The organism is Burkholderia sp. THE68 (genome assembly GCF_009938265.1).
Taxonomy (GTDB): Bacteria; Pseudomonadota; Gammaproteobacteria; order Burkholderiales; family Burkholderiaceae; genus Caballeronia.
The window spans coordinates 2,549,754-2,570,443 of sequence record NZ_AP022315.1; the positions used below are offsets into that span (position 1 = coordinate 2,549,754).

Annotated in this window: 18 protein-coding genes; 13 read left to right on the plus strand and 5 right to left on the minus strand. The window is 62.5% G+C overall.

Translation table 11 applies throughout. The annotated features are described in order from the left end of the window. The first annotated feature begins 156 nt into the window (after window positions 1–156). The 9 genes from BTHE68_RS12100 to BTHE68_RS12140 all read left to right on the plus strand — a co-directional run bounded on the left by BTHE68_RS12100 (window position 157) and on the right by BTHE68_RS12140 (window position 8,088). The gene (locus BTHE68_RS12100) at window positions 157–1,629 is read left to right on the plus strand and encodes an MFS transporter (protein WP_162066485.1); all 1,473 of its coding nucleotides are present in this window, start codon (window positions 157–159) and stop codon (window positions 1,627–1,629) included. Between the two features lie 245 nt (window positions 1,630–1,874). After that, window positions 1,875–2,879, plus strand: coding sequence for a 1,2-phenylacetyl-CoA epoxidase subunit PaaA (gene paaA / locus BTHE68_RS12105; protein ID WP_162066486.1), 1,005 nt, complete (start codon window positions 1,875–1,877; stop codon window positions 2,877–2,879). A gap of 17 nt (window positions 2,880–2,896) precedes the next feature. After that, entirely contained in the window at window positions 2,897–3,181 is a 285-nt protein-coding gene (paaB, locus tag BTHE68_RS12110; RefSeq protein ID WP_014191517.1) for a 1,2-phenylacetyl-CoA epoxidase subunit PaaB, read from the plus strand. Window positions 3,182–3,194: 13 nt separating this feature from the next. Continuing rightward, window positions 3,195–3,995 carry a 1,2-phenylacetyl-CoA epoxidase subunit PaaC gene (gene paaC, locus BTHE68_RS12115; RefSeq protein ID WP_162066487.1) on the plus strand — a complete coding sequence of 267 codons (801 nt, stop codon included), beginning with the start codon at window positions 3,195–3,197 and terminating at the stop codon, window positions 3,993–3,995. Beyond that, window positions 3,995–4,519 (plus strand): 1,2-phenylacetyl-CoA epoxidase subunit PaaD, encoded by a 525-nt coding sequence (gene paaD, locus BTHE68_RS12120; protein ID WP_162065679.1) that lies wholly within the window; start codon window positions 3,995–3,997, stop codon window positions 4,517–4,519. The genes paaC and paaD overlap by 1 nt, the downstream gene beginning before the upstream one ends. Before the next feature lie 73 nt (window positions 4,520–4,592). Next, window positions 4,593–5,681 (plus strand): 1,2-phenylacetyl-CoA epoxidase subunit PaaE, encoded by a 1,089-nt coding sequence (gene paaE / locus BTHE68_RS12125; protein ID WP_162066488.1) that lies wholly within the window; start codon window positions 4,593–4,595, stop codon window positions 5,679–5,681. Between the two features lie 83 nt (window positions 5,682–5,764). Beyond that, window positions 5,765–6,565 carry a DUF1835 domain-containing protein gene (locus BTHE68_RS12130; RefSeq protein WP_162066489.1) on the plus strand — a complete coding sequence of 267 codons (801 nt, stop codon included), beginning with the start codon at window positions 5,765–5,767 and terminating at the stop codon, window positions 6,563–6,565. A gap of 34 nt (window positions 6,566–6,599) precedes the next feature. Next, window positions 6,600–7,202, plus strand: a complete 603-nt coding sequence (locus BTHE68_RS12135) for a TetR/AcrR family transcriptional regulator (RefSeq protein ID WP_061180111.1) — start codon at window positions 6,600–6,602, stop codon at window positions 7,200–7,202. Between the two features lie 289 nt (window positions 7,203–7,491). Then, window positions 7,492–8,088 carry a GNAT family N-acetyltransferase gene (locus BTHE68_RS12140; RefSeq protein ID WP_225936256.1) on the plus strand — a complete coding sequence of 199 codons (597 nt, stop codon included), beginning with the start codon at window positions 7,492–7,494 and terminating at the stop codon, window positions 8,086–8,088. A gap of 75 nt (window positions 8,089–8,163) precedes the next feature. Here BTHE68_RS12140 and BTHE68_RS12145 read toward each other — a convergent pair whose 3' ends face one another. Next, window positions 8,164–8,667 (minus strand): Lrp/AsnC family transcriptional regulator, encoded by a 504-nt coding sequence (locus tag BTHE68_RS12145; RefSeq protein ID WP_061180113.1) that lies wholly within the window; start codon window positions 8,665–8,667, stop codon window positions 8,164–8,166. Window positions 8,668–8,812: 145 nt separating this feature from the next. On the opposite strand from BTHE68_RS12145, the gene hppD reads away from it, so the two are divergent. Beyond that, window positions 8,813–9,916 carry a 4-hydroxyphenylpyruvate dioxygenase gene (hppD, locus tag BTHE68_RS12150; RefSeq protein WP_162066491.1) on the plus strand — a complete coding sequence of 368 codons (1,104 nt, stop codon included), beginning with the start codon at window positions 8,813–8,815 and terminating at the stop codon, window positions 9,914–9,916. Between the two features lie 107 nt (window positions 9,917–10,023). On the opposite strand, the gene BTHE68_RS12155 is transcribed toward hppD, so the two are convergent. Next, window positions 10,024–10,233 carry a hypothetical protein gene (locus tag BTHE68_RS12155; protein ID WP_061180115.1) on the minus strand — a complete coding sequence of 70 codons (210 nt, stop codon included), beginning with the start codon at window positions 10,231–10,233 and terminating at the stop codon, window positions 10,024–10,026. A 336-nt stretch (window positions 10,234–10,569) separates the two neighbouring features. Here BTHE68_RS12155 and BTHE68_RS12160 point away from each other — a divergent pair, with 336 nt between their 5' ends. After that, complete coding sequence (locus BTHE68_RS12160; RefSeq protein ID WP_162066492.1) at window positions 10,570–14,154, plus strand: indolepyruvate ferredoxin oxidoreductase family protein; 3,585 nt, start codon at window positions 10,570–10,572, stop codon at window positions 14,152–14,154. Between the two features lie 74 nt (window positions 14,155–14,228). Here the strand turns inward: BTHE68_RS12160 and BTHE68_RS12165 are convergent, their stop codons facing one another. After that, window positions 14,229–16,502, minus strand: coding sequence for an NADP-dependent malic enzyme (locus BTHE68_RS12165; RefSeq protein WP_162066493.1), 2,274 nt, complete (start codon window positions 16,500–16,502; stop codon window positions 14,229–14,231). Window positions 16,503–16,767: 265 nt separating this feature from the next. Then, window positions 16,768–18,009, minus strand: a complete 1,242-nt coding sequence (locus tag BTHE68_RS12170) for an MFS transporter (protein WP_162066494.1) — start codon at window positions 18,007–18,009, stop codon at window positions 16,768–16,770. 232 nt (window positions 18,010–18,241) lie between these two features. On the opposite strand from BTHE68_RS12170, the gene BTHE68_RS12175 reads away from it, so the two are divergent. Next, a complete protein-coding gene (locus tag BTHE68_RS12175) occupies window positions 18,242–18,928 on the plus strand; it encodes an orotate phosphoribosyltransferase (protein ID WP_061120316.1) in 687 nt (228 codons plus the stop codon). Window positions 18,929–19,011: 83 nt separating this feature from the next. On the opposite strand, the gene BTHE68_RS12180 is transcribed toward BTHE68_RS12175, so the two are convergent. Further along, a complete protein-coding gene (locus tag BTHE68_RS12180) occupies window positions 19,012–19,725 on the minus strand; it encodes a response regulator (RefSeq protein ID WP_162066495.1) in 714 nt (237 codons plus the stop codon). Window positions 19,726–20,015: 290 nt separating this feature from the next. Between BTHE68_RS12180 and BTHE68_RS12185 the strand changes: the two genes are divergently transcribed. Next, window positions 20,016–20,621 (plus strand): YbhB/YbcL family Raf kinase inhibitor-like protein, encoded by a 606-nt coding sequence (locus BTHE68_RS12185; RefSeq protein WP_162066496.1) that lies wholly within the window; start codon window positions 20,016–20,018, stop codon window positions 20,619–20,621. Window positions 20,622–20,690 lie beyond the last annotated feature (69 nt).

A 20,690-nucleotide genomic window follows, 5' to 3' on the forward strand; every position in this document is an offset into this window, starting at 1 on the left:
GAGCGACATTGTCGCATCGGAGCGCCGGCGTGCCGACAGGCCCGCCAGCCGTGCGTAAGTCATTAAATAACAAAAATGAATTTGGCCGTCCGCGTTCGGGCCAGTACGATCCGGCGATTCGTTGCATCGACAACTTTTTACCGAACCCGCCACATCATGTCCGTTTCCCTCGCGCCCGACCGCGCTTCCGTCCGGGCCGCCGCCGACGATTCGCTCCCCGTCATCAAAAGCGCCGCCGATGTCTCCAGCCTCGTCAACCACGGCGCGGCCATCGGCAGCGATGCGCGCGTGGTCGTCGCCATCGCGCTCGGAGGCATTTTCCTCGACGCCTACGATCTGGGCGCGCTCGCCTTCGGCATGAAGGACATCGCCCGCGAATTCTCGCTGACGCCGACCGGTTCGGGCTTCGTCGCGGCCGCGATCACGTTCGGCGCGATCATCGGCGCGTTTCTCGGCGGCTATCTGACCGACAGAATCGGCCGCTATCGCGTTTTCATGGCCGACATGTTCTTTTTCGTCGTCGCGGCCATCGCGTGCGCGCTCGCGCCCAACGCGTGGGTGCTCGGCGGTGCGCGCTTCGTGATGGGTCTGGGCGTCGGTATCGACCTTCCCGTGGCGATGGCCTTTCTCGCGGAATTCTCGCGATTGCAAGGCCGCGGCAACAAGGCGTCGCGCGTCGCGATGTGGTGCCCGGTCTGGTACGCGGCGATCAGCGTCTCGTATCTGCTCGTTCTCGGCCTGTACGCGGTCTTGCCCGAACACAATGCCGGCTGGCTGTGGCGTCTGATTCTCGGCTTCGGCGCGGTGCCGGCGATCGCGATCATCCTGATCCGCAGCCGCTACATGAGCGAATCGCCGGTGTGGGCGGCAAATCAGGGCGATCTCAAGGGCGCGGCCGCGATCCTCAAGCGCTCCTACGGCATCGATGCCCGTGTCGACGAAACCGCCGTCGCCCCAGCCAAAGCTCGTCGCGCGACGTGGAGCAACTACGGCGCGCTGCTGCGCGGCGTTTATCTGCGCCGGACCGTGCTGGCGACGATCATCGCGATCGCCTCGTCGTTCGCGTACAACGCGGTCGCGTTCGGGCTGCCGGTGATCATTTCGAGCTTCCTCGCGCAGTCGATGCTCACCACGATTCTCGCTTCGCTCGCGCTGAATCTGTGCTTCGCGTTCGCGGGCGGGCTGTTCTCCGTGCGCACGGTGCCGAAGTACGGCGCGTGGAAGCTGTCGGTCGTCGGCTACGCGTTTCAGCTCGCGGCGCTCGTCGGGCTCGCGATCGTCGGCAAACCGTCGACAAGCGTGGAAGTCGTCATCGCGATCGCCTTTCTCGCCGCGTTCCTGCTCGGGCAAGGCGTCGGGCCGGGTTCGCACAGCATGACGTTCGCGTCGCTGAGCTATCCGACATCGCTGCGCGGCGTCGGCGTCGGTTTCAATCAGACGCTGATGCGCGCCAGCTCGACGGTCTCGCTGTTCCTGTTCCCGGTCCTGTCGGCGGCGCTCGGCACGAAGGTGTTCTGGATCATCGCGGTCGCGCCGCTCGCGGGCCTCGTCGCCTTGCTCGCGGTGCGCTGGGAACCCTCGGGTTACGACGTCGACGCTGAAGATTTCGCCGCAACGCAGACGCGCTAGGCGTCTACGGTTTCCCTGACTCTCTTCTCCCGCAAAGCGGTGGCGATGGATCGCCGCCGCTCTTCTTTTTTCTGCCGTCCGGCACGCATCCCTCGTCTGCACTAGATTAAGAGCACGCATAGCTCGCGTGTCGCGTCCGCGCGCCTCATGCGGGCTTACCCGAGTACATCTCAAAAACGCTATTTACCGACCGTCCGGTCGGTTTATAATCGCCGGACAGCGACTATCCAGGAGCGAGTGCCGCCATGTACACCCAATCCCTCGACCTCCCGAGCCCCACGCAGTCAAGCGACGCAGCCCTATCGGCCGCTTCGCCGGACCAGACCCGTTTCGACGCGATCATGCAAGCCGACGGCAAGATCGAGCCGCAGGACTGGATGCCCGAGGCGTATCGCAAGACGCTGGTGCGTCAGATTTCCCAGCACGCGCATTCGGAGATCATCGGCATGCAGCCCGAGGGCAACTGGATCAGCCGCGCGCCGAGTCTGAAGCGCAAGGCGATTCTGCTCGCCAAAGTGCAAGACGAAGGCGGCCACGGCCTGTATCTCTACAGCGCAGCCGAGACGCTGGGCGTCTCGCGCGATCAACTGGTCGCCGCGCTGCACGCAGGCAAGGCCAAGTATTCGAGCATCTTCAACTACCCGACGCCCACCTGGGCCGATGTCGGCGTGATCGGCTGGCTGGTCGACGGCGCGGCGATCATGAACCAGATCCCACTGTGCCGCTGCACCTACGGGCCGTATGCCCGCGCGATGATCCGCATCTGCAAGGAAGAGTCGTTCCATCAACGCCAGGGCTTCGATGCGCTGCTCTCGATGATGAAAGGCACGCAGGCGCAGAAAGACCTCGTGCAGCAGTCGGTGAACCGCTGGTGGTGGCCGGTGCTGATGATGTTCGGCCCGAGCGACAAGGATTCGATCCACAGCGGCCAGTCCTTCGCATGGGGCATCAAGCGCATCTCGAACGATGATCTGCGTCAGAAGTTCGTCGACGCGACCGTCGAGCAGGCGAAGATTCTGGGCGTCACGCTGCCCGATGCCGATCTGAAGTGGAATGCCCAACGCAACGCGCACGACTACGGCGAGATCGACTGGGAAGAGTTCTGGCGCGTGGTCAACGGCGACGGCCCGTGCAACAAGGAGCGCCTCGCCACGCGCGTGAAGGCGCACGACGAGGGCGCATGGGTGCGCGAAGCGGCCCTTGCCTACGCGGAGAAACAGAAGGTCCGCGCCCACCAACAAGCTGCATGAGCATGGAGACGATGAAGATGAACAAGGAATGGCCGATCTGGGAAGTGTTCGTGCGCAGCAAGCAGGGACTGGATCACAAGCATTGCGGCAGTCTGCACGCGCCGGACGCGGGCGCGGCGTTGCGCATGGCGCGCGACGTGTACACGCGCCGTCAGGAAGGCGTGAGCATCTGGGTGGTGCCGTCGGCGGCGATCACGGCATCGGACCCGGCGGACAAGGGTGAATTGTTCGAGCCTGCGGCCGACAAGATCTATCGGCATCCGACGTTCTTCGTGCTGCCCGACGAAATCAATCACATGTAAGGGCGGGAGCGTCATGAATCAGGAACAACATCTCGCCTACGTGCTGCGTCTGGCGGACAACGCGCTGATCCTCGGCCAGCGCAACGCCGAGTGGTGCAGCCACGGCCCGGCGCTGGAAGAAGACATCGCGCTGGCGAACATCAGTCTGGATCTGATCGGTCAGTCGCGGCTTCTTTATACGCACGCGGCGACGCTCGAAGCATCGCTGAACGGCACGAAAAAAACCGAAGACGACTACGCGTACTTCCGCACCGAACGCGAGTTCGCCAACTACACGATCGCGGAGTTGCCGCACGTCGGTCCGCTGGCGGGCACGACACGCGCCGAGCGCGATTACGCGGTGACGATCGTGCGCAACTTCCTGTACTCGGCGCTGATGATCGAAGTGTGGAGCGCGCTGCAGACATCGAGCGATGCGCAACTCGCGGCGATCGCGGCGAAGTCGATCAAGGAGACGAGCTATCACCTGCATCATGCGCGCGACTGGCTGGTGCGCTTCGGCGATGGCACGGACGAGTCGCATCGCCGTGCGCAGGCCGCGCTCGATTATCTGATGCCGTACACGCGCGAGTTCTTCGCCACCGATGCGATCGAGCAGGCAGTCGCCGATGCGGGCATCGCGCCGCTGGCGAGCGCGTTCGAAGCGGCATGGCGTGAGCAGGTTGCATCGGCGCTCGAAGAAGCCACGCTCAAAGCGCCCGCCGAAGTGCAGCACATCACGACGGGCAAGCACGGCGAGCACTCGGAGCACATGGGTTATCTGCTGGCGGAAATGCAGAGTCTGGCGCGTCAGCATCCGGGCGCGAGCTGGTGATGAATACGGCCGACGCAACCATCGAACGCGCGTGGCACGTGCTCGAAGCGGTGCCTGATCCGGAGATTCCGGTGGTGTCGATTCGCGAGCTGGGCATTCTGCGCGATGTGCGCCACGGCGACGATGGCGTGCTCGAAGTGGTGATCACGCCGACGTACTCGGGGTGTCCTGCGATGTCGCAGATTGCCGAGGACATCGCGCAGGCGATCGATCAGGCTGAACTCGGCGCGCATCGCGTGGAGACGGTGCTGGCGCCGGCGTGGACGACCGACTGGATCACCGATGAAGCGCGCGAGAAGCTGCGCCGCTACGGTATCGCGCCGCCGACCGGTCAATGCGGCAGCGCGCCCGTATCGAACGTGAAGCCGATCCGTTTCGTGCCGCGCAAGCCCGAGGTGATCGCCTGTCCGCGTTGCGGCTCGACGCACACGGAGAAGCTGGCGCAATTCGGCTCGACGGCGTGCAAGGCGCTGTATCGCTGCATCGATTGCCGCGAGCCGTTCGATTACTTCAAGCCGTACTGAACCGAATCACTGAATCAACCGAATCAACCGAATCAACCGAATCAACTGAATCAACTGAAGCGAGCCGAAAAACATGGCGACTCCGCAATTCCACCCGCTGCGCATCCGTGACGTGCGACCCGAAACCGCCGATGCGGTCACTGTTTCGTTCGAGGTGCCGCCCGCGCTGCGCGATGCGTTTCGCTTCACGCAGGGCCAGTTCGTGACGCTCAAGACGCATATCGACGGCGAAGAAACGCGTCGTTCGTATTCGATCTGCGTGGGCGTGACCGACTACGATCGCGATGGCGAATTGCGCATCGGCATCAAGCGTGTGCGGGGCGGCCGCTTCTCGAACTTCGCATTCGATACCTTGAAGCCCGGCCACGAGATCGAGGTGATGACGCCCGATGGCCGCTTCTTCACGCACCTGAACGCGGATCACGCGAAGCATTACGTGGCGTTCTCGGGCGGCTCGGGCATCACGCCGGTGCTGGCGATCATCAAGACGACGCTGGATACGGAGCCGACCAGCCGCTTCACGCTGGTGTACGGCAATCGCAGTGTGGACGCGATCATGTTCGCCGAGGAGCTCGAAGATCTGAAGAATCGCTATATGGATCGCTTCTCGCTGTATCACGTGCTGTCGGATGATCTGCAGGATGTTGAGCTCTTCAACGGCGTGCTGGATGAAGCGAAGTGCAAGGCGTTTCTGGAAAGCCTGCTCTCGCCTGAAGAAATCGACGAAGCGTTCATCTGCGGCCCCGGCCCGATGATGGATGCGGCCGAAGCGGCATTGAAGGACTCGGGCGTTGCACTGAAGCAGATTCACGTCGAGCGCTTCGGCACGCCGTTGCCGCAGGCGGGGGTGCCGGCCATCGAGATCACGGAGAACACGCCTGCGGCGGATCTGGAGCTGATCATCGACGGCAAGAAGCGCAAGCTGCGCCTGCCGTACGAAGGCGTGAGCGTGCTCGATGTGGGTTTGAAAGCGGGCCTCGCGCTGCCGTACGCGTGCAAGGGCGGTGTGTGCTGCACGTGCCGCGCGAAAGTGCTCGAGGGCGAAGTGAAGATGGAAAAGAACTTCACGCTCGAACAACATGAAATCGAGGATGGTTTCGTCCTGACTTGCCAGTGTCATCCGGTGAGCGAGCGCGTGGTCGTGAGTTTCGACGAGCGATAGATCACAGCCGGGCATCATTCGATTCGCGTAAACTAGGACCGCTCACCCGAGCGGTCCTTTTCGTCTTCCGGCATCCGACAACGATGAACACGACTCACGTCACGAATGGCGATTACGCGGCCCAGGCCCTCACGGAAGCATTGCGGCGCGCCGAACGCGACGAGCCCGTCATCGCGCTGCGCGACGATCTTGCCGTCGGCCCGCTAAGGGAGATCGACGAATCGCCGCTCGCGCGCGCCGCGTTCTGGCGTCAGGTGCTGAACAGCGCGATCGACTTCGAGGACGAACTCGAAGAGCAGCAAGCCCTCTTCGGCCGCCTCGCGCGTAGCGATGCGCAGATTGTGGTGTGGCACGGCCAGAGCGCGGCGGACCAGCTCACGCTGCGGCGCGTCGCTTTTCACTTGCGCAATGCGCCCCAGCGCCTCAACGAAGCGAAGCTCAATCACGACGATCTGAGCATCGCGACCGATGACGGCGCACCCGGACGCGTCGGCCGCGACGATCGCGCGACCGCCGTCGGCATGTTCTCGCCGAAGCAACTGCTCGCGAAACTGCCGACCGCCGCGCCGATTTCCGTCCTGCGCATCAGCCGGCTCGCGCTCGAATGGCAGGAAGCGAAATACGCGAATGCCGAGACGCGTCGCCTGCGCGACAACATGCTCGTTTCCAGCACGTGGGCCGACGTCGACGAAGCGTTGCTCGATCTCGCCGGCCCGGAATGGCAATTGGCCCGCCAGATCGCCGGCGCCGCGATGGGACGACGCTTCGATTTCATGCTCTCCGATTCCATCGCCTTCTGGCGCTGCCGCGAACTCGTCACGGCGGGACGGCTTAAAATCCGCGGCACGCCGTCCGAGATCAGTCAGGCCGAGCTGCGCCGCTGAACACCATATTTATAAGAACGCACACTTCGAACACATGGCACGTACCAAAGCGCCCGACCACGAGACGCAACGCGAACAGATCCTCGAACTCGCCGCCGCGAAATTTGCGCAGACGAGCTATCCCAGCACTTCGATGGCCGACCTCGCCGCCGCGAGCGGCACGTCGAAGGCGCGTCTCTATCACTACTACGCGAGCAAGGAAGCGATCCTCTTCGATCTGCTCGACCGCTACACCAAGCGGCTCATGCTGATCATCGCGGAAGTGGAAGGTTCGAGCCAGCGGCGCGGACTGGGCGAGCGCGAGGCGTTCGCCGATCTCGTGCGCGCGTTCCTCGCCGAATACGAGACGTCGCACAGCCGGCACGTCGCGCTGCTCAATGATGTGAAGTATCTGGAAGACGCGCAGCGCGAGATTGTTCTGGATCGTCAGCGCGATATCGTGGCGGCTTTTGCGCGTCAGCTCGCGCGGGCTTATCCGAAGCGCGCGACCAAGGACAATCAGACCGCGCTCACGATGATGGTCTTCGGCATGATCAACTGGACGTTCACGTGGCTCAAGCCGGGCGGCAAGCTTGGTTATGGCGAATTCGCCGAGCAGGTCGTCGACATGATCGAGAACGGTCTGAACGGCGACTGAACGCGATGTTGCAGCACAACAAACCGACTGGCCGGTAAAACGTTGCGTTTACACAGCGATCGTAAAATGTTGATTTTTATACAATCTAATCGATTTCAGTAGCTGTTTAGAACGTCTTTCCTAGAGCGTTTTAAGGGTTTTCCCGTATCTGTTTCTCTGGAATCAGCTAAAATTCGTTTTGCTTTGCAGCATGCTGCATGACGAATGAGGAGGAACAACCGTGGAACTGACCATCAACCGCACTGCCGAGCAGATCGTCGCGCACGATCAGCCGATCAAGAACGCGCGCATGCCGGTTCTCGTCCGCGAATTGTCCTCGGCCGATCGCGAACGCCTGCTCACGCACTTTCTTGCACTCGACGAAGACGACCGCCTCTTGCGCTTCGGCCAGGTCGTGCCGGATCACGTGATCGAGAACTACGTCCACAACATCAACTTCTCGAACGACAAGGTGTTCGGCGTGTTCGGGAGTTCGCTGGAACTGATCGGCGTCGGCCATCTGGCCTATCTGCCCGCTGAAGGCGACAAGCGCACCGCCGAGTTCGGCGTGTCCGTGCTCGAAAGCGCGCGCGGTCGCGGCGTCGGCACGAAGCTGTTCGAGCGCGCCTCCATGAGCAGCCGCAACACGCATGTGTCGGTGCTCTATATGCACTGCCTGTCGCGCAATTCGACGATGATGCACATCGCGAAGAAGTCGGGCATGAAGATCGAGTACGCGTACGGCGAGGCGGACGCTTATCTGTCGCTCACGCCGGCCGACCAGAGCAGCTTCATGACCGAAATGCTTCAGGAGCAGGCCGCCCTCTTCGACTACGCGATCAAGCGTCAGGCGCACCGCGCGTCGCAGGTTTTCCAGGCACTTATGCCGACTGCGGACGCCGCGTAACTTCCTTCGAGAACAGCGCGGGGTTTGCGCTGCGAGCGGGACCAACAAGGGCGACTTCGACCGCCCTTCGTCATTTCAGCGCAGCGGCAGAACCGTCGTCTCCTTGATGCGTTCGAGAGAAAAACTGGAGCGCACGTCGATCACCGATGGATGATGCAGCAGTTGATCCTGCACGAATCGCGAGAAATCATCCATGTCGCGCACCTGCACGCGCAGCAGGAAATCCATTTCACCGGTCATCGCATCGCAGGCCACCACTTCCGGCCACGAGCGCACCGCTTCGCGAAACAGATCGCCGTGCGTCGGCGCTTTCGGCGTGCCGGCCGCGGCCTGCATGCCGCCGCGTTTCTCCAGACGCACGTTGATGTACGCGAGCAGGCCGAGTCCGAGCTTTTTCGCATCGAGCAACGCGACATAGCCGCGAATCACGCCGATATCCTCCAGCCGCCGAATGCGCCGCAGACACGGACTTGGCGACAGATTCACGCGCTCCGCGATCTCCTGATTCGACAAGCGCCCATTCTCCTGAAGGATGGCAAGAATTCTGCGATCTATCGTGTCCAAATCGGGTTCGGCCATTTTCTAGCTCCGTGTGACGCATTACTGGCAATATCGTGCCGAATATTATGAACTCACGGTTTGTTTCGCAAGTTTTTGCCAGCGACGCCTGACTAAACTGTCTCCACGTCGCGCACATCGCGCGCATCCAAATCAGGAGACATGCATGACCGCAACGACCTGGGAGAATCCCGTCGGCACTGACGGCTTCGAGTTCATCGAATACACCGCGCCCGATCCCGTCGCGCTCGGCAAGCTGTTCGAGCAAATGGGCTTCACCGCGATCGCGAAGCACCGTCACAAGGACGTGACGCTGTATCGCCAGGGCGAAATCAACTTCATCGTTAATGCCGAGCCGGATTCGTTCGCGCAGCGCTTCGCGCGTATGCACGGGCCATCGATCTGCGCAATCGCGTTCCGCGTCGCCGATGCCGCCCAGGCGTACAAGCGCGCGCTCGATCTAGGCGCGTGGGGCTTCGACAACAAGACCGGCCCGATGGAACTGAACATTCCGGCGATCAAGGGCATCGGCGATTCGCTGATTTACTTCGTCGATCGCTGGCGCGGCAAGAACGGCGCACAGCCGGGCAGCATCGGCGATATCAGCATCTACGACGTCGATTTCGAGCCGATTCCCGGCGCGGAGCAGAATCCGGTCGGCCACGGGCTCACGTATATCGATCACCTGACGCACAACGTGCATCGCGGCCGCATGGTCGAGTGGGCGGAGTTCTACGAGCGGCTCTTCAACTTCCGCGAAGTTCGCTACTTCGATATCGAAGGCAAGGTGACGGCGGTGAAGTCGAAGGCAATGACTTCACCGTGCGGCAAGATCCGCATTCCGATCAACGAGGAAGGCTCGGAAACCGCGGGACAGATTCAGGAATATCTCGACGCGTATCACGGCGAAGGCATTCAGCACATCGCGCTCGGCGCGGGCGATATCTACAGCACAGTCGACGGCCTGCGCGGCGCGAACATCGCGCTGCTCGACACCATCGATACCTATTACGAACTCGTGGATCGTCGCGTGCCGGGTCACGTCGAATCGGTCGCGGAATTGAAGAAGCGCAAGATTCTGATCGACGGCACCAAGGACGAAATCCTGCTGCAGATCTTCACGGAGAACCAGATCGGGCCGATCTTCTTCGAGATCATCCAGCGCAAGGGCAATCAGGGCTTCGGCGAAGGCAACTTCAAGGCGCTGTTCGAGTCGATCGAACTGGATCAGATGCGCCGTGGCGTGCTGAAGGACACCACCGCGAGTTGATCGGCGACTGAAATACGGGTGTTGAAAAAGGGACATGGACCGCGAAGGTCCATGTCCCTTTGTGCATTCTGACGGTCCGGTGTGTAAATCCGAACCGCGTGAGCGGGTCAGCCCGCCGTCTCGTCGTCGCTGCTTTCCGATTCGCGGCGCTTCTGGGCGCCAGCCTGGACCGAATGAACGCGCACCTGCGCGACCTGTGCAACCGACGACGCCCCGAACGGCGACGCGTTATTCGCCCGAGCGCCGCCCACCGGCGCGCTGATGGCGAAAAAAGCCGCCGAAACCATCAAAAAACTCTGGATGTGGCGTTGTTTCATCGTTATCTCCTTCTAAACAACTCGCTTTCGGAAGCCAAACGTGCGCAAAAAGACGGCACGGGATTTCCGAAAAGCGCATGTTAGACAGGGATGAGCCTCAGGGTTCCGCGAATCGGTCGGATTTACACGCTGTAACAAAACCCTCTTCGAGACGGTCAAAACGTTAAGGATTTGATGCAAAACGCGCTTAAGTGAGGAATTTTTAACGGGTTTGTACCAGTGCCTGAAAGACCAGCGCATCGGGCACACTGAGAATCCCGGCCCGAACGTTCACAAGACGCAACGGCCTGAAAAATGCTTTGGCGATCCCAAACCCCGGGTGGAGGAGTACACATAATGAACGCCCCGCTAGACGCAGAACAAAGAGCTTCCCTAGAAGCCGCACTGAAGTCCGTCACGCTCGACGACAAATACACGCTCGAACGCGGCCGCGCCTATATGAGCGGCATCCAGGCGCTGGTGCGCCTGCCGATGCTCCAGCAGGAGCGCGACAAGGCCGCCGGTCTCGACACCGCCGGATTCATCTCCGGCTATCGCGGTTCTCCCCTCGGTGGTCTCGACCAGTCGCTCTGGAAGGCGAAGAAGCATCTCGCCGCGCATCAGGTCGTGTTTCAGCCGGGCGTGAACGAAGATCTCGCCGCCACCGCCGTATGGGGCTCGCAGCAAGTCAATCTGTATCCGAGCGCGAAGCACGACGGCGTGTTCGCGATGTGGTACGGCAAAGGCCCGGGCGTCGACCGTTCCGGCGACGTCTTCAAGCACGGCAATTCCGCCGGATCGGCCAAGCACGGCGGCGTTCTGGTGCTCGCCGGCGACGATCACGCCGCGAAATCATCGACGCTCGCGCATCAGTCCGAACACGTTTTCAAGGCGTGCGGTCTGCCGGTGCTGTTTCCGTCGAATGTGCAGGAATATCTAGATTTCGGCCTCCACGGCTGGGCGATGAGCCGCTATTCCGGCCTGTGGGTCGCGATGAAATGCGTGACCGATGTCGTGGAGTCGTCGGCGTCCGTCGATATCGATCCGCATCGCACGAAAATCGTGCTGCCGACCGACTTCGCGATGCCCGATGGCGGCCTGAACATCCGCTGGCCGGACCCGCCGCTCGTGCAGGAAGCGCGTCTGCTCGACTACAAGTGGTACGCCGCGCTCGCCTACGTGCGCGCGAACAAGCTCGACCGCGTGGAAATCGATTCGCCGCACGCGCGCTTCGGCATCATGACCGGCGGCAAGGCGTATCTCGACGTACGTCAGGCGCTGACCGACCTCGGCCTCGACGACGCGACTTGCTCGCAGATCGGCATCCGTCTCTACAAGGTCGGCTGCGTGTGGCCGCTCGAAGCGCAAGGCGCGCACGAGTTCGCGCGCGGGCTCGAAGAGATTCTGGTGGTCGAGGAAAAGCGCCAGATCCTCGAATACGCGATCAAGGAAGAGTTGTACAACTGGCCGGATGCGCAGCGGCCGCGCGTCTACGGCAAGTTCGACGAAAAAGACGGCGCGGGCGGCGAATGGTCCGTGCCGATGGGCAACTGGCTTTTGCCCGCGCACTACGAGCTGTCGCCCGCGATCATCGCGAAGGCGATCGCCACGCGCCTCGAAAAATTCGATTTGCCCGCGGACGTGCGCGCGCGCATCGCCGCGCGGCTCGCCGTGATCGACGCGAAGGAGAAGTCGCTCGCGCGCCCGCGCGTCGAAGCGGAGCGCAAGCCGTGGTTCTGCTCGGGCTGTCCGCACAATACGTCGACGAACGTGCCCGAAGGCTCGCGCGCGATGGCGGGCATCGGCTGCCACTACATGACGGTCTGGATGGACCGCAATACCAGCACCTTCAGCCAGATGGGCGGCGAAGGCGTCGCGTGGGTCGGCCAGTCGCCGTTCTCGAACGACAAGCACGTGTTCGCCAATCTCGGCGACGGCACCTACTTTCACTCCGGGTTGCTCGCGATCCGCGCGGCGATCGCGGCGAAGGTGAACATCACCTACAAGATTCTCTACAACGACGCGGTCGCGATGACCGGCGGCCAGCCCGTCGACGGCGTGCTGACCGTGCCGCAGATCACGCATCAGCTTGCGGCGGAAGGCGCGGCCAGAATCGTCATCGTCACGGACGAGCCGGAGAAGTACACGGCGAGCGTCGGACTTGCGCCGGGCATCGACGTGCATCATCGCGACAAGCTCGACGAAATCCAGCGTCAACTGCGCGAAGTGCCGGGCACATCGATTCTGATCTACGACCAGACCTGCGCCACCGAAAAGCGCCGGCGTCGCAAACGCGGCGCGTTTCCCGATCCGGCGAAGCGCGTCGTCATCAACGAGGCCGTGTGCGAAGGCTGCGGCGATTGCTCGGTGAAGTCGAATTGCCTGTCGGTCGAACCGCTCGAAACCGAATACGGCACCAAGCGGCAGATCAACCAGTCGACGTGCAACAAGGACTACTCGTGTCTGAACGGCTTCTGCCCGAGTTTCGTGACGGTGGAAGGCGGCCAACTGAAGAAGCCGAAGGCGACGAGCGTCGAAGCGGATGCGATGCCCACCGTGCCCGCGCCGGAGCTTCCGGAGATTGCGCGGCCGTACGGCGTGCTGGTGACGGGCGTCGGCGGCACGGGCGTCGTGACGATCGGCGCGCTGCTCGGCATGGCGGCGCATCTGGAGCAGAAAGGCGTCACCGTGCTCGATGTCACCGGCCTCGCGCAAAAGGGCGGCGCCGTGATGAGCCACGTGCAGATCGCTAACCGCCCCGCCGATATCCACGCGACGCGCATCGCGATGGGCGAGGCGGATCTCGTCATCGGCTGCGATGCGATCGTCACCGCGAGCAACGAATGCGGCTCGCGGATGCAGCCGGATCACACGCGCGTCGTCGTGAACAGCGCGCAGACGCCGACCGCCGAATTCATCAAGAACCCGAACTGGAGTTTCCCGGGCGCGAGCGCGGAGGCGGATATTCGCGCGGCGGCCGGCGAGCATGTCGCGCTCGTCGATGCGAACCGCTTCGCCGTCGCACTGATGGGCGATGCGATCTACACGAATCCGTTCGTGCTCGGGTTCGCGTGGCAAAAGGGTTGGGTGCCGCTACGGCATGAATCGCTGGTGCGCGCGATCGAGTTGAACGGCGTGCAGGTCGAAAAGAATCTCGCCGCATTCGAATGGGGCCGTCGCGCGGCGCACGATCCCGAGGCAGTGCGCCGTCTCGCGGATTCGCAGCGCGTCGGACAGGAAGCGCCGGGCAAGGTCATCGCGCTGCATACGCCGAAGGCTCTGGACGCGTTGATCGACAAGCGGCTCGACTATCTCGCCAGGTATCAGAACGCGGCGTACGCGGCGCGTTATGGCCGGCTCGTCGCGGAAGTGCGCGCGAAGGAAGCGGAATTCGGCCCGGGCGACGGGCGGTATCCGTTGACCGAAGCCGTCGCGAAGAATCTCCATAAGCTGATGGCTTACAAGGACGAGTACGAAGTCGCGCGCCTGTATGCCGATCCGGTTTTTCTCGACAAGGTGAAGAACAGTTTCGAAGGCGACTGGAAGATCAAGATTCACCTCGCGCCGCCGAGCCTGTCGAAGAAGGACGCGCACGGGCATCTGGTGAAGAAGCAATACGGCCCGTGGATGATGTCCGCGATGCGCGTGCTCGCGAAGTTCAAGTTTCTGCGCGGGACGGGACTCGATCCGTTTGGACGCACGGAAGAGCGAAAGATGGAGCGGGCGTTGATCGGCGAGTATGAGGCGCTGGTGCGCGAGGTTATCGGCGGACTCACGGCGCAGAAGCTGCCGCTTGCGGTGGAACTGGCGAGTCTGCCGGATTCCATGCGCGGCTATGGGCACGTCAAGGAGAACAACGTGAAGGCGGCGAAGGTCAAGTGGGAGAAGCTGCTGGCGCGGTGGCGTGATCCGCAGGGCGGCGACGCGAGACACGTCGCCTGACGCGCTGAATCTCCCAAACAAAACGGCGATCCGGTTTCCCGGATCGCCGTTCGACTATCTAACGCGCTGGCGCCTTACTTCGCCACGCTCGCATTCGCGCTCGCCACCGCCGTCATATTGATGATCCGACGCACCGTCGCGGCCGGCGTCAGAATATGCACCGGCTTCGCCGCACCCAGCAGGAACGGCCCGACCGTCACGCCCTCGCCGCTCACCATCTTGAGCAGGTTGTACGTGATGTTCGCCGCTTCCACATTCGGCATGATCAGCAGATTCGCCTCGCCGTGCAGCGTCGTGCCCGGGAACGAAGCCTTGCGCACCGTCTCCGACAAAGCAGCATCGCCGTGCATTTCACCGTCGATCTCGAGATCCGGCGCGCGCTCTGCGATCAGCTTGCGCGCTTCCGCCATGCGCTTGCTCGACGCACCCGGCACGCTGCCGAAGTTCGAGTTCGACACCAGCGCGACCTTCGGCTGAATCCCGAAACGCTCGATCTCGCGCGCCGCCAGAATCGTCATGTCGGCGAGTTGCTCGGGCGTCGGCGTTTCGTTGACGTAGGTATCGCTGATGAAGAGATTGCGGCCCTGAAGCATCAGCAGGTTCATCGCGGCGAAGTTGTTCGCGCCTTCCGCCTTGCCCAGCACCTGATCGATGAACTTCAGATGATCCTGATACGTGTCGATGAGACCGCAAATCATCCCGTCCGCATCGCCGGTGTGAACCAGGATCGCGCCGATCAGCGTGTTGAACTTGCGCAGCGCGGCCTTCGCGCTTTCGGGCGTCACGCCCTGACGCGCGGCGATTTCGTGATACGCCTGCCAGCTCTTCTGATAACGCGGATCGTCCTCCGGATTCACGATCTCGAAGTCGACGCCCGGCTTCAGCTTCGAGCCCATCTTCTGCAGACGCATTTCGACGACAGCCGGCCGGCCGATGATGATCGGCTTCGCGATCTTCTCCAGCAGCACGAACTGCGCGGCGCGCAGCACGCGCTCGTCCTCGCCTTCCGCGAACGCGATGCGCGCGGGCGCCGCCTTCGCCGCCGCGAACACCGGGCGCATCACCATGCCCGTGCGATACACTGTCGCGCCGAGCGTCTCGCGATACGCGTCCATGTCCTTGATCGGACGGGTCGCGACGCCCGAATCCATCGCGGCTTGCGCGACGGCCGGCGCGATCTTGATGATCAGACGCGGATCGAACGGCTTCGGAATCAGATAGTCCGGGCCGAACTCCAGTGAATGACCTTCGTAAGCCTTCGCGACTTCATCGCCCTGATCGGTTTCTTCCGCGAGTTCCGCGATTGCGCGCACGCACGCGAGCTTCATCTCTTCCGTGATCGTCGTCGCGCCGACATCCAGCGCGCCGCGGAAGATGAACGGAAAGCACAGCACGTTGTTCACCTGGTTCGGATAATCCGAACGGCCCGTCGCGACGATACAGTCCGGACGCACGCGCTTCGCCTCTTCCGGACGGATTTCCGGCTCGGGATTGGCCAGCGCGAGGATCAGCGGCTTGTCGGCCATCGTCTCGACCATTTCGGCCTTGAGCACGCCCGCGCTCGAACAGCCGAGGAACACATCGCAGCCGTGCATCGCGTCGGCGAGCGTACGCGCGTCGGTGCTCGCCTGATAGCGCTCCTTCGAGGCATCCAGATTGCCGCGGCCTTCGTAGATCACACCCTTTGAATCGATCACGAGCGTGTTCGACTTCTTCAAGCCCAGATGCACGAGCAGGTCCAGACACGCGATCGCTGCCGCGCCCGCGCCCGAGCACACGAGCTTGATCTCGTCCAGCTTCTTGCCGACCACTTTCAGGCCGTTGAGAATCGCCGCCGATGCAATGATCGCCGTACCGTGTTGATCGTCATGGAAAACGGGAATCTTCATGCGCTCGCGCAGCTTCTTTTCGATGTAGAAGCATTCCGGCGCCTTGATGTCTTCGAGGTTGATGCCGCCCAGAGTGGGCTCGAGCATCGCGATCGCATCGACGAGCTTGTCCGGATCGGTTTCCGCCAATTCGATATCGAACACATCGATGCCCGCGAACTTCTTGAAGAGACACCCCTTGCCTTCCATCACCGGCTTGGCCGCGAGCGGGCCGATATTGCCGAGGCCCAGCACGGCCGTGCCGTTCGTCACGACGCCCACGAGATTCGCGCGCGACGTGTACTTCTGTGCGTCGAGCGGCTCATCGTAGATCGCCATGCACGCGGCCGCGACGCCCGGCGAATACGCGAGCGAAAGGTCGAGCTGGTTCGAAAGCGGCTTGGTCGGGGTAACCGAAATCTTGCCGGGACGGGGATTCTGGTGATACGCGAGGGCGCTTTGCTTGAGTTGTTCGTCCATGATTGACCTGAGACGTTTGGGAATTATTTGAACAGGGTTCACACCGCCGTCGACCGTGCTGCATGAATGCGGAAATGTGAATCTATGGACCAAGTTTCATATGCCCGGCGCGTCGGATAGACGCGGCGTGCCGCTCGCAAGGATGGAACGAGCGGACGGAGCCTTTGGTTTTTTGGGACAACCAGTGTACACCGCGCGCCTGCAATGACGCGATGCAACGTTTCAGCGTATCCGGGCCGGTTTCATCGGACAAACGCGGGTGATGTCACTCGAGTTCAGCGCCGCGCTTTTCGGGGATCAGAAAGAGCGTCGCGACGATATCGAACAGATAGATCGAGGCGAGGAACGCGAGCGCGACCGCGAAGGAATAGCGTGCCGCGAGCGCGCCGACCGCCACCGGCCCGAGCCCGCCGACCGCGCGCCCGATGTTGAACAGCACGTTTTGCGCGGTCGCGCGCGCTTCGGTCGGATAGATCTCGGAGATCAGCGCGCCGTAGCCGCCGAGCATGCCGTTCACGAACACGCCCATCACCGCGCCGCCGATCAAGAGCGCCGACGGGCTCGTCAGATTCGAATAGACGAACACCATCGCGACCGCGCCGATCTGATACGCGAGAAACGCCGGCTTGCGCCCGAAGCGGTCCGCCGCGAGCCCGAACAGCCAGATGCCCAGCGCCATGCCGAGCACGGTGGCAGCGGTCCAGAGTCCGGACTTCGTGAGCGAGTAGCCGAAGGTCTTCGACAGATAGCTCGGCAGCCAGATCATCAACCCGTAATAGCCGAAGTTCTGCACCGAGCACAGAATGATCACGCCGATGCTCGCGCGTGCCGTGCGGGCGTCGTCGAAAAGACGTTTGAGCGGCAGTTTGCGCGCGGCGCCGGTTTTCGCGGCGGCGCGGCGTTCGGTGAACAGCGTGGGTTCTTCCACTTGCCGCCGCACGAAAAACGAAACGACCGCCGGCAAGAGTCCGACCGCGAACATGCCGCGCCAGCCGATCACGGGCAGGAGCATCGGCGTGATGAGCGCGGCGGCGAGCACGCCCAGTTGCCAGCCGATCCCCACATACGACGACACACGCGCCCGCAGCCGCGCGGGCCACGCCTCGGCGACGAGCGCCATGCCGATGCCGAACTCCCCGCCCAGCCCGATCCCGGCGATGGTGCGATAGATCAGCAGGTCGCCGTAGCCCTGCGCGAGCGCGCACAAGCCGGTGAAAACGGCGAACACGAGAATCGTCCAGGTCAGCATTCGCACGCGGCCGAAGTAATCGGACAGCATGCCGAACACGATGCCGCCCGCCACCGCACCGGCGAGCGTCCAGGTGACGAGCGCGCCGGATTGCGCGGGCGTGAGATGCAAGTCCGCAGCGATCGCGGGCAGCATGAAGCCGAGGATCAGCAGATCGAAGCCGTCCATCGCGTAGCCGAGCACGGACGCGAGGAGCGCGCGCAGCGCGTGGCGAGTGGGCGCGGCGGGGGAATCGTTGGTGGAGGAAACAGATGTCATCGAAGGAAGTCGGTACGCGCAGCGTCGCGAGTGTACGTGCGAGCGTCGCGCTTTCACAACCTGCAAACAATTCGCCCCGACCCGTTCGCTCGGGTAAAATGGCGGGCTACGCGCGCAGGAAACGTCTGAACGACCGTCGCAAGACGGCTCTTTTCGCGTCAGTTCCATGCGCCAGGGCCCTCGCGGCCGCCTCCCGCTTCTTCAAGCGCCACACAAGTCCAAGGATTCGCCCATGACAGGCTTCGATCGCCAGACGATCTCCGATACCACCGCCAAAATGCTGCTCGAAGTTCAGGCGGTGCACTTCAACGCGGAAAAACCGTACATCTTCACGTCCGGCTGGGCGAGCCCGGTGTATATCGACTGCCGCAAGCTGATTTCCTACCCGCGCGTGCGTCGCGGCCTGATGGAGATGGCCGAGGCAACGATCCTGCGCGACGTCGGCTACGAGCAGATCGACGCGGTCGCCGGTGGCGAGACCGCGGGCATCCCGTTCGCGGCGTGGATCGCCGACCGTCTGATGGTGCCGATGCAGTACGTCCGCAAGAAGCCGAAGGGTTTCGGCCGCAACGCGCAGATCGAAGGTTTGCTCACGGAAGGCCAGCGCGTGCTACTGGTCGAAGACCTGACCACGGACAGCCGCAGCAAGATCAATTTCATCAACGCGCTGCGCACCGCGGGCGCGACCGTGAATCACTGCTTCGTGCTGTTCCACTACAACATCTTCAAGGAAAGCGTGTCGGTGCTGAAAGACATCGACGTCGATCTGCACGCGCTCGCCACGTGGTGGGACGTGCTGCGCGTCGCGAAGGAGCAAGGCTACTTCGAGTCGAAGACGCTCGATGAAGTCGAGAAATTCCTGCACGCGCCGGCCGAATGGTCGGCTGCCCACGGCGGCGCAACCGCTGCTCCGCAATAAGAATTTACATTCGCGAAGCAATATGAATAAAAGAGTCGCTGATTCGAATCAGCGGCTCTTTTTTATTCGGCAAGCAAAAACGGCTAAAGAGAATTCGGATTGGGCAATGAAGAATTGTCGAGCGAGCCGTCGCCGGAATAGGCAGAGAGATTCATTAAGCCGTTGCTTTGCGCATACTGAAACAATTCGGAATCGCGCTCGATGCCGAGTTTTCGCATCGCGGTGTTCTTTTGCGTGCTGATCGTCTTGATACTGCGCCGCAATTGCCCCGCGATTTCCGTGATCGTCATGCCCGAGACAAAAAGGCGTACGACCTCGAGTTCGCGCTTGGACAGGATCACGCTGCGCTGCTGCCCGTTCGAGCCGAGCCCCATGCTGTCGAGCGCGCTCTTCACGGACGGGCCCAGATACTCCTGACCGCGCATCACGTGCTGGATCGCCCAGCCTATATGGTTCATGTCGTCGGCCTTGTTGATGATCGACATCACGCCGACTTCACGCAAACGTTTGAGCAAGGCCGGATTTTCGAGCATCGTCAGCACGACGAGCTTGACCCGCGGAAACTGGCGGCCAATGTAGCCGAGCAAGGGCATGCCGTCGCCGTATGAGCCGCCGGGCATGGCGAGATCGGTGACGAGGACGTCGCAAGGTGTCTTCTGCAGCAACTGGACGAGTTCAGTCGACTGGCGCGCCTGCCCGATGACGTCGACTTCCGGAAACTTGTTGAGCGCCTGTGTCGCGCCGAACAGGATCACGGGGTGGTCATCCGCGATGATGACTTTTATTCGCTGGCTCATTTACTTCTCCTGTATTTCGGTCCATTTGCTGCCGCGCGAATCTGCGTCGAATTACTCATTTCTACGTTCAATAGAATCAGAAGTCATCGCCGTCAAGGCGCTGCGCACTACGTCGAAACCGACGGGCGCGCAAGGCGCCATCGGTTAAGTCTCAAGGATTCAAGGCTTTTATGCTTTGTTGCAATGTTAAACTGCAAGCTGGTACGAAGCGCATCACTGAGACAAAAAACATCGTTGCAGCCAGCGAAACGCTGCTATAACGCGCGACGATACTGACAGGAGTTCAGCACATGCGCCTCACCGGCCGACGCGTGAGTTCGAGTCGCCATGTCGCAGCAGTACTCTTCACCGCCTGTGCGGTCGCCGGTTTCTCGAATTCGCACGAGGTCGCAGCGGATCCCGCCTTCAGCGTGTCGAGCACGGATCTCGCGCCGGGCAAGCCTGTCGGACGCGATCTGCTCTTCGATCAGTCCGAGTGCAAGGGCGGCAACCGCTCGCCGCAGATTTCCTGGCGCGGCGCCCCCGCGAACACCCGCAGCTTCGCCGTGACGGTCTTCGACCCGGATGCGCCCGGACGCGGCTGGTGGCATTGGGCGGTCGCCGGGATTCCCGTCGGCACCGATCGTCTGCCGAACAACGCGAGCGCCTCGGGCGTGCTGCGCAAGATGGGCGCGATCGAGGCGCGCAACGACTGGGACACGGACGGCTACGGCGGTCCGTGCCCGCCGCCCGGCAAGCCGCATCGCTACATCGTGACCGTCTACGCGCTCGACAGCACCGATCTGCGCCTGCGCCAGGGCACGCCGGCACTGATGTTCGAGCACGAAATCCGCACGATGACGATCGCCAGCGCGCAACTGACTTTCACCTATGCGCGCCCGGATGTTCCCCGCTAGAAGCGTGCGCTCGCGCCGGTCCGTCAGAATTTGTCTTTGCTAGACTCGGCCGGAGCAAGACTCAGGGAC

Excerpts from the sequence above, each read along its gene's own strand:
- paaA (WP_162066486.1), top strand. The coding sequence starts at position 1,875 with ATGTACACCCAATCCCTCGACCTCCCGAGCCCCACGCAGTCAAGCGAC.
- paaB (WP_014191517.1), top strand. The coding sequence starts at position 2,897 with ATGAACAAGGAATGGCCGATCTGGGAAGTGTTCGTGCGCAGCAAGCAG.
- hppD (WP_162066491.1), top strand. The coding sequence starts at position 8,813 with ATGACCGCAACGACCTGGGAGAATCCCGTCGGCACTGACGGCTTCGAG.
- BTHE68_RS12155 (WP_061180115.1), bottom strand. The coding sequence starts at position 10,233 with ATGAAACAACGCCACATCCAGAGTTTTTTGATGGTTTCGGCGGCTTTT.
- paaE (WP_162066488.1), top strand. The coding sequence starts at position 4,593 with ATGGCGACTCCGCAATTCCACCCGCTGCGCATCCGTGACGTGCGACCC.
- BTHE68_RS12100 (WP_162066485.1), top strand. The coding sequence starts at position 157 with ATGTCCGTTTCCCTCGCGCCCGACCGCGCTTCCGTCCGGGCCGCCGCC.
- paaD (WP_162065679.1), top strand. The coding sequence starts at position 3,995 with ATGAATACGGCCGACGCAACCATCGAACGCGCGTGGCACGTGCTCGAA.
- BTHE68_RS12180 (WP_162066495.1), bottom strand. The coding sequence starts at position 19,725 with ATGAGCCAGCGAATAAAAGTCATCATCGCGGATGACCACCCCGTGATC.
- BTHE68_RS12170 (WP_162066494.1), bottom strand. The coding sequence starts at position 18,009 with ATGACATCTGTTTCCTCCACCAACGATTCCCCCGCCGCGCCCACTCGC.
- BTHE68_RS12160 (WP_162066492.1), top strand. The coding sequence starts at position 10,570 with ATGAACGCCCCGCTAGACGCAGAACAAAGAGCTTCCCTAGAAGCCGCA.
- BTHE68_RS12140 (WP_225936256.1), top strand. The coding sequence starts at position 7,492 with ATGCCGGTTCTCGTCCGCGAATTGTCCTCGGCCGATCGCGAACGCCTG.
- paaC (WP_162066487.1), top strand. The coding sequence starts at position 3,195 with ATGAATCAGGAACAACATCTCGCCTACGTGCTGCGTCTGGCGGACAAC.
- BTHE68_RS12130 (WP_162066489.1), top strand. The coding sequence starts at position 5,765 with ATGAACACGACTCACGTCACGAATGGCGATTACGCGGCCCAGGCCCTC.
- BTHE68_RS12175 (WP_061120316.1), top strand. The coding sequence starts at position 18,242 with ATGACAGGCTTCGATCGCCAGACGATCTCCGATACCACCGCCAAAATG.
- BTHE68_RS12165 (WP_162066493.1), bottom strand. The coding sequence starts at position 16,502 with ATGGACGAACAACTCAAGCAAAGCGCCCTCGCGTATCACCAGAATCCC.
- BTHE68_RS12145 (WP_061180113.1), bottom strand. The coding sequence starts at position 8,667 with ATGGCCGAACCCGATTTGGACACGATAGATCGCAGAATTCTTGCCATC.
- BTHE68_RS12135 (WP_061180111.1), top strand. The coding sequence starts at position 6,600 with ATGGCACGTACCAAAGCGCCCGACCACGAGACGCAACGCGAACAGATC.
- BTHE68_RS12185 (WP_162066496.1), top strand. The coding sequence starts at position 20,016 with ATGCGCCTCACCGGCCGACGCGTGAGTTCGAGTCGCCATGTCGCAGCA.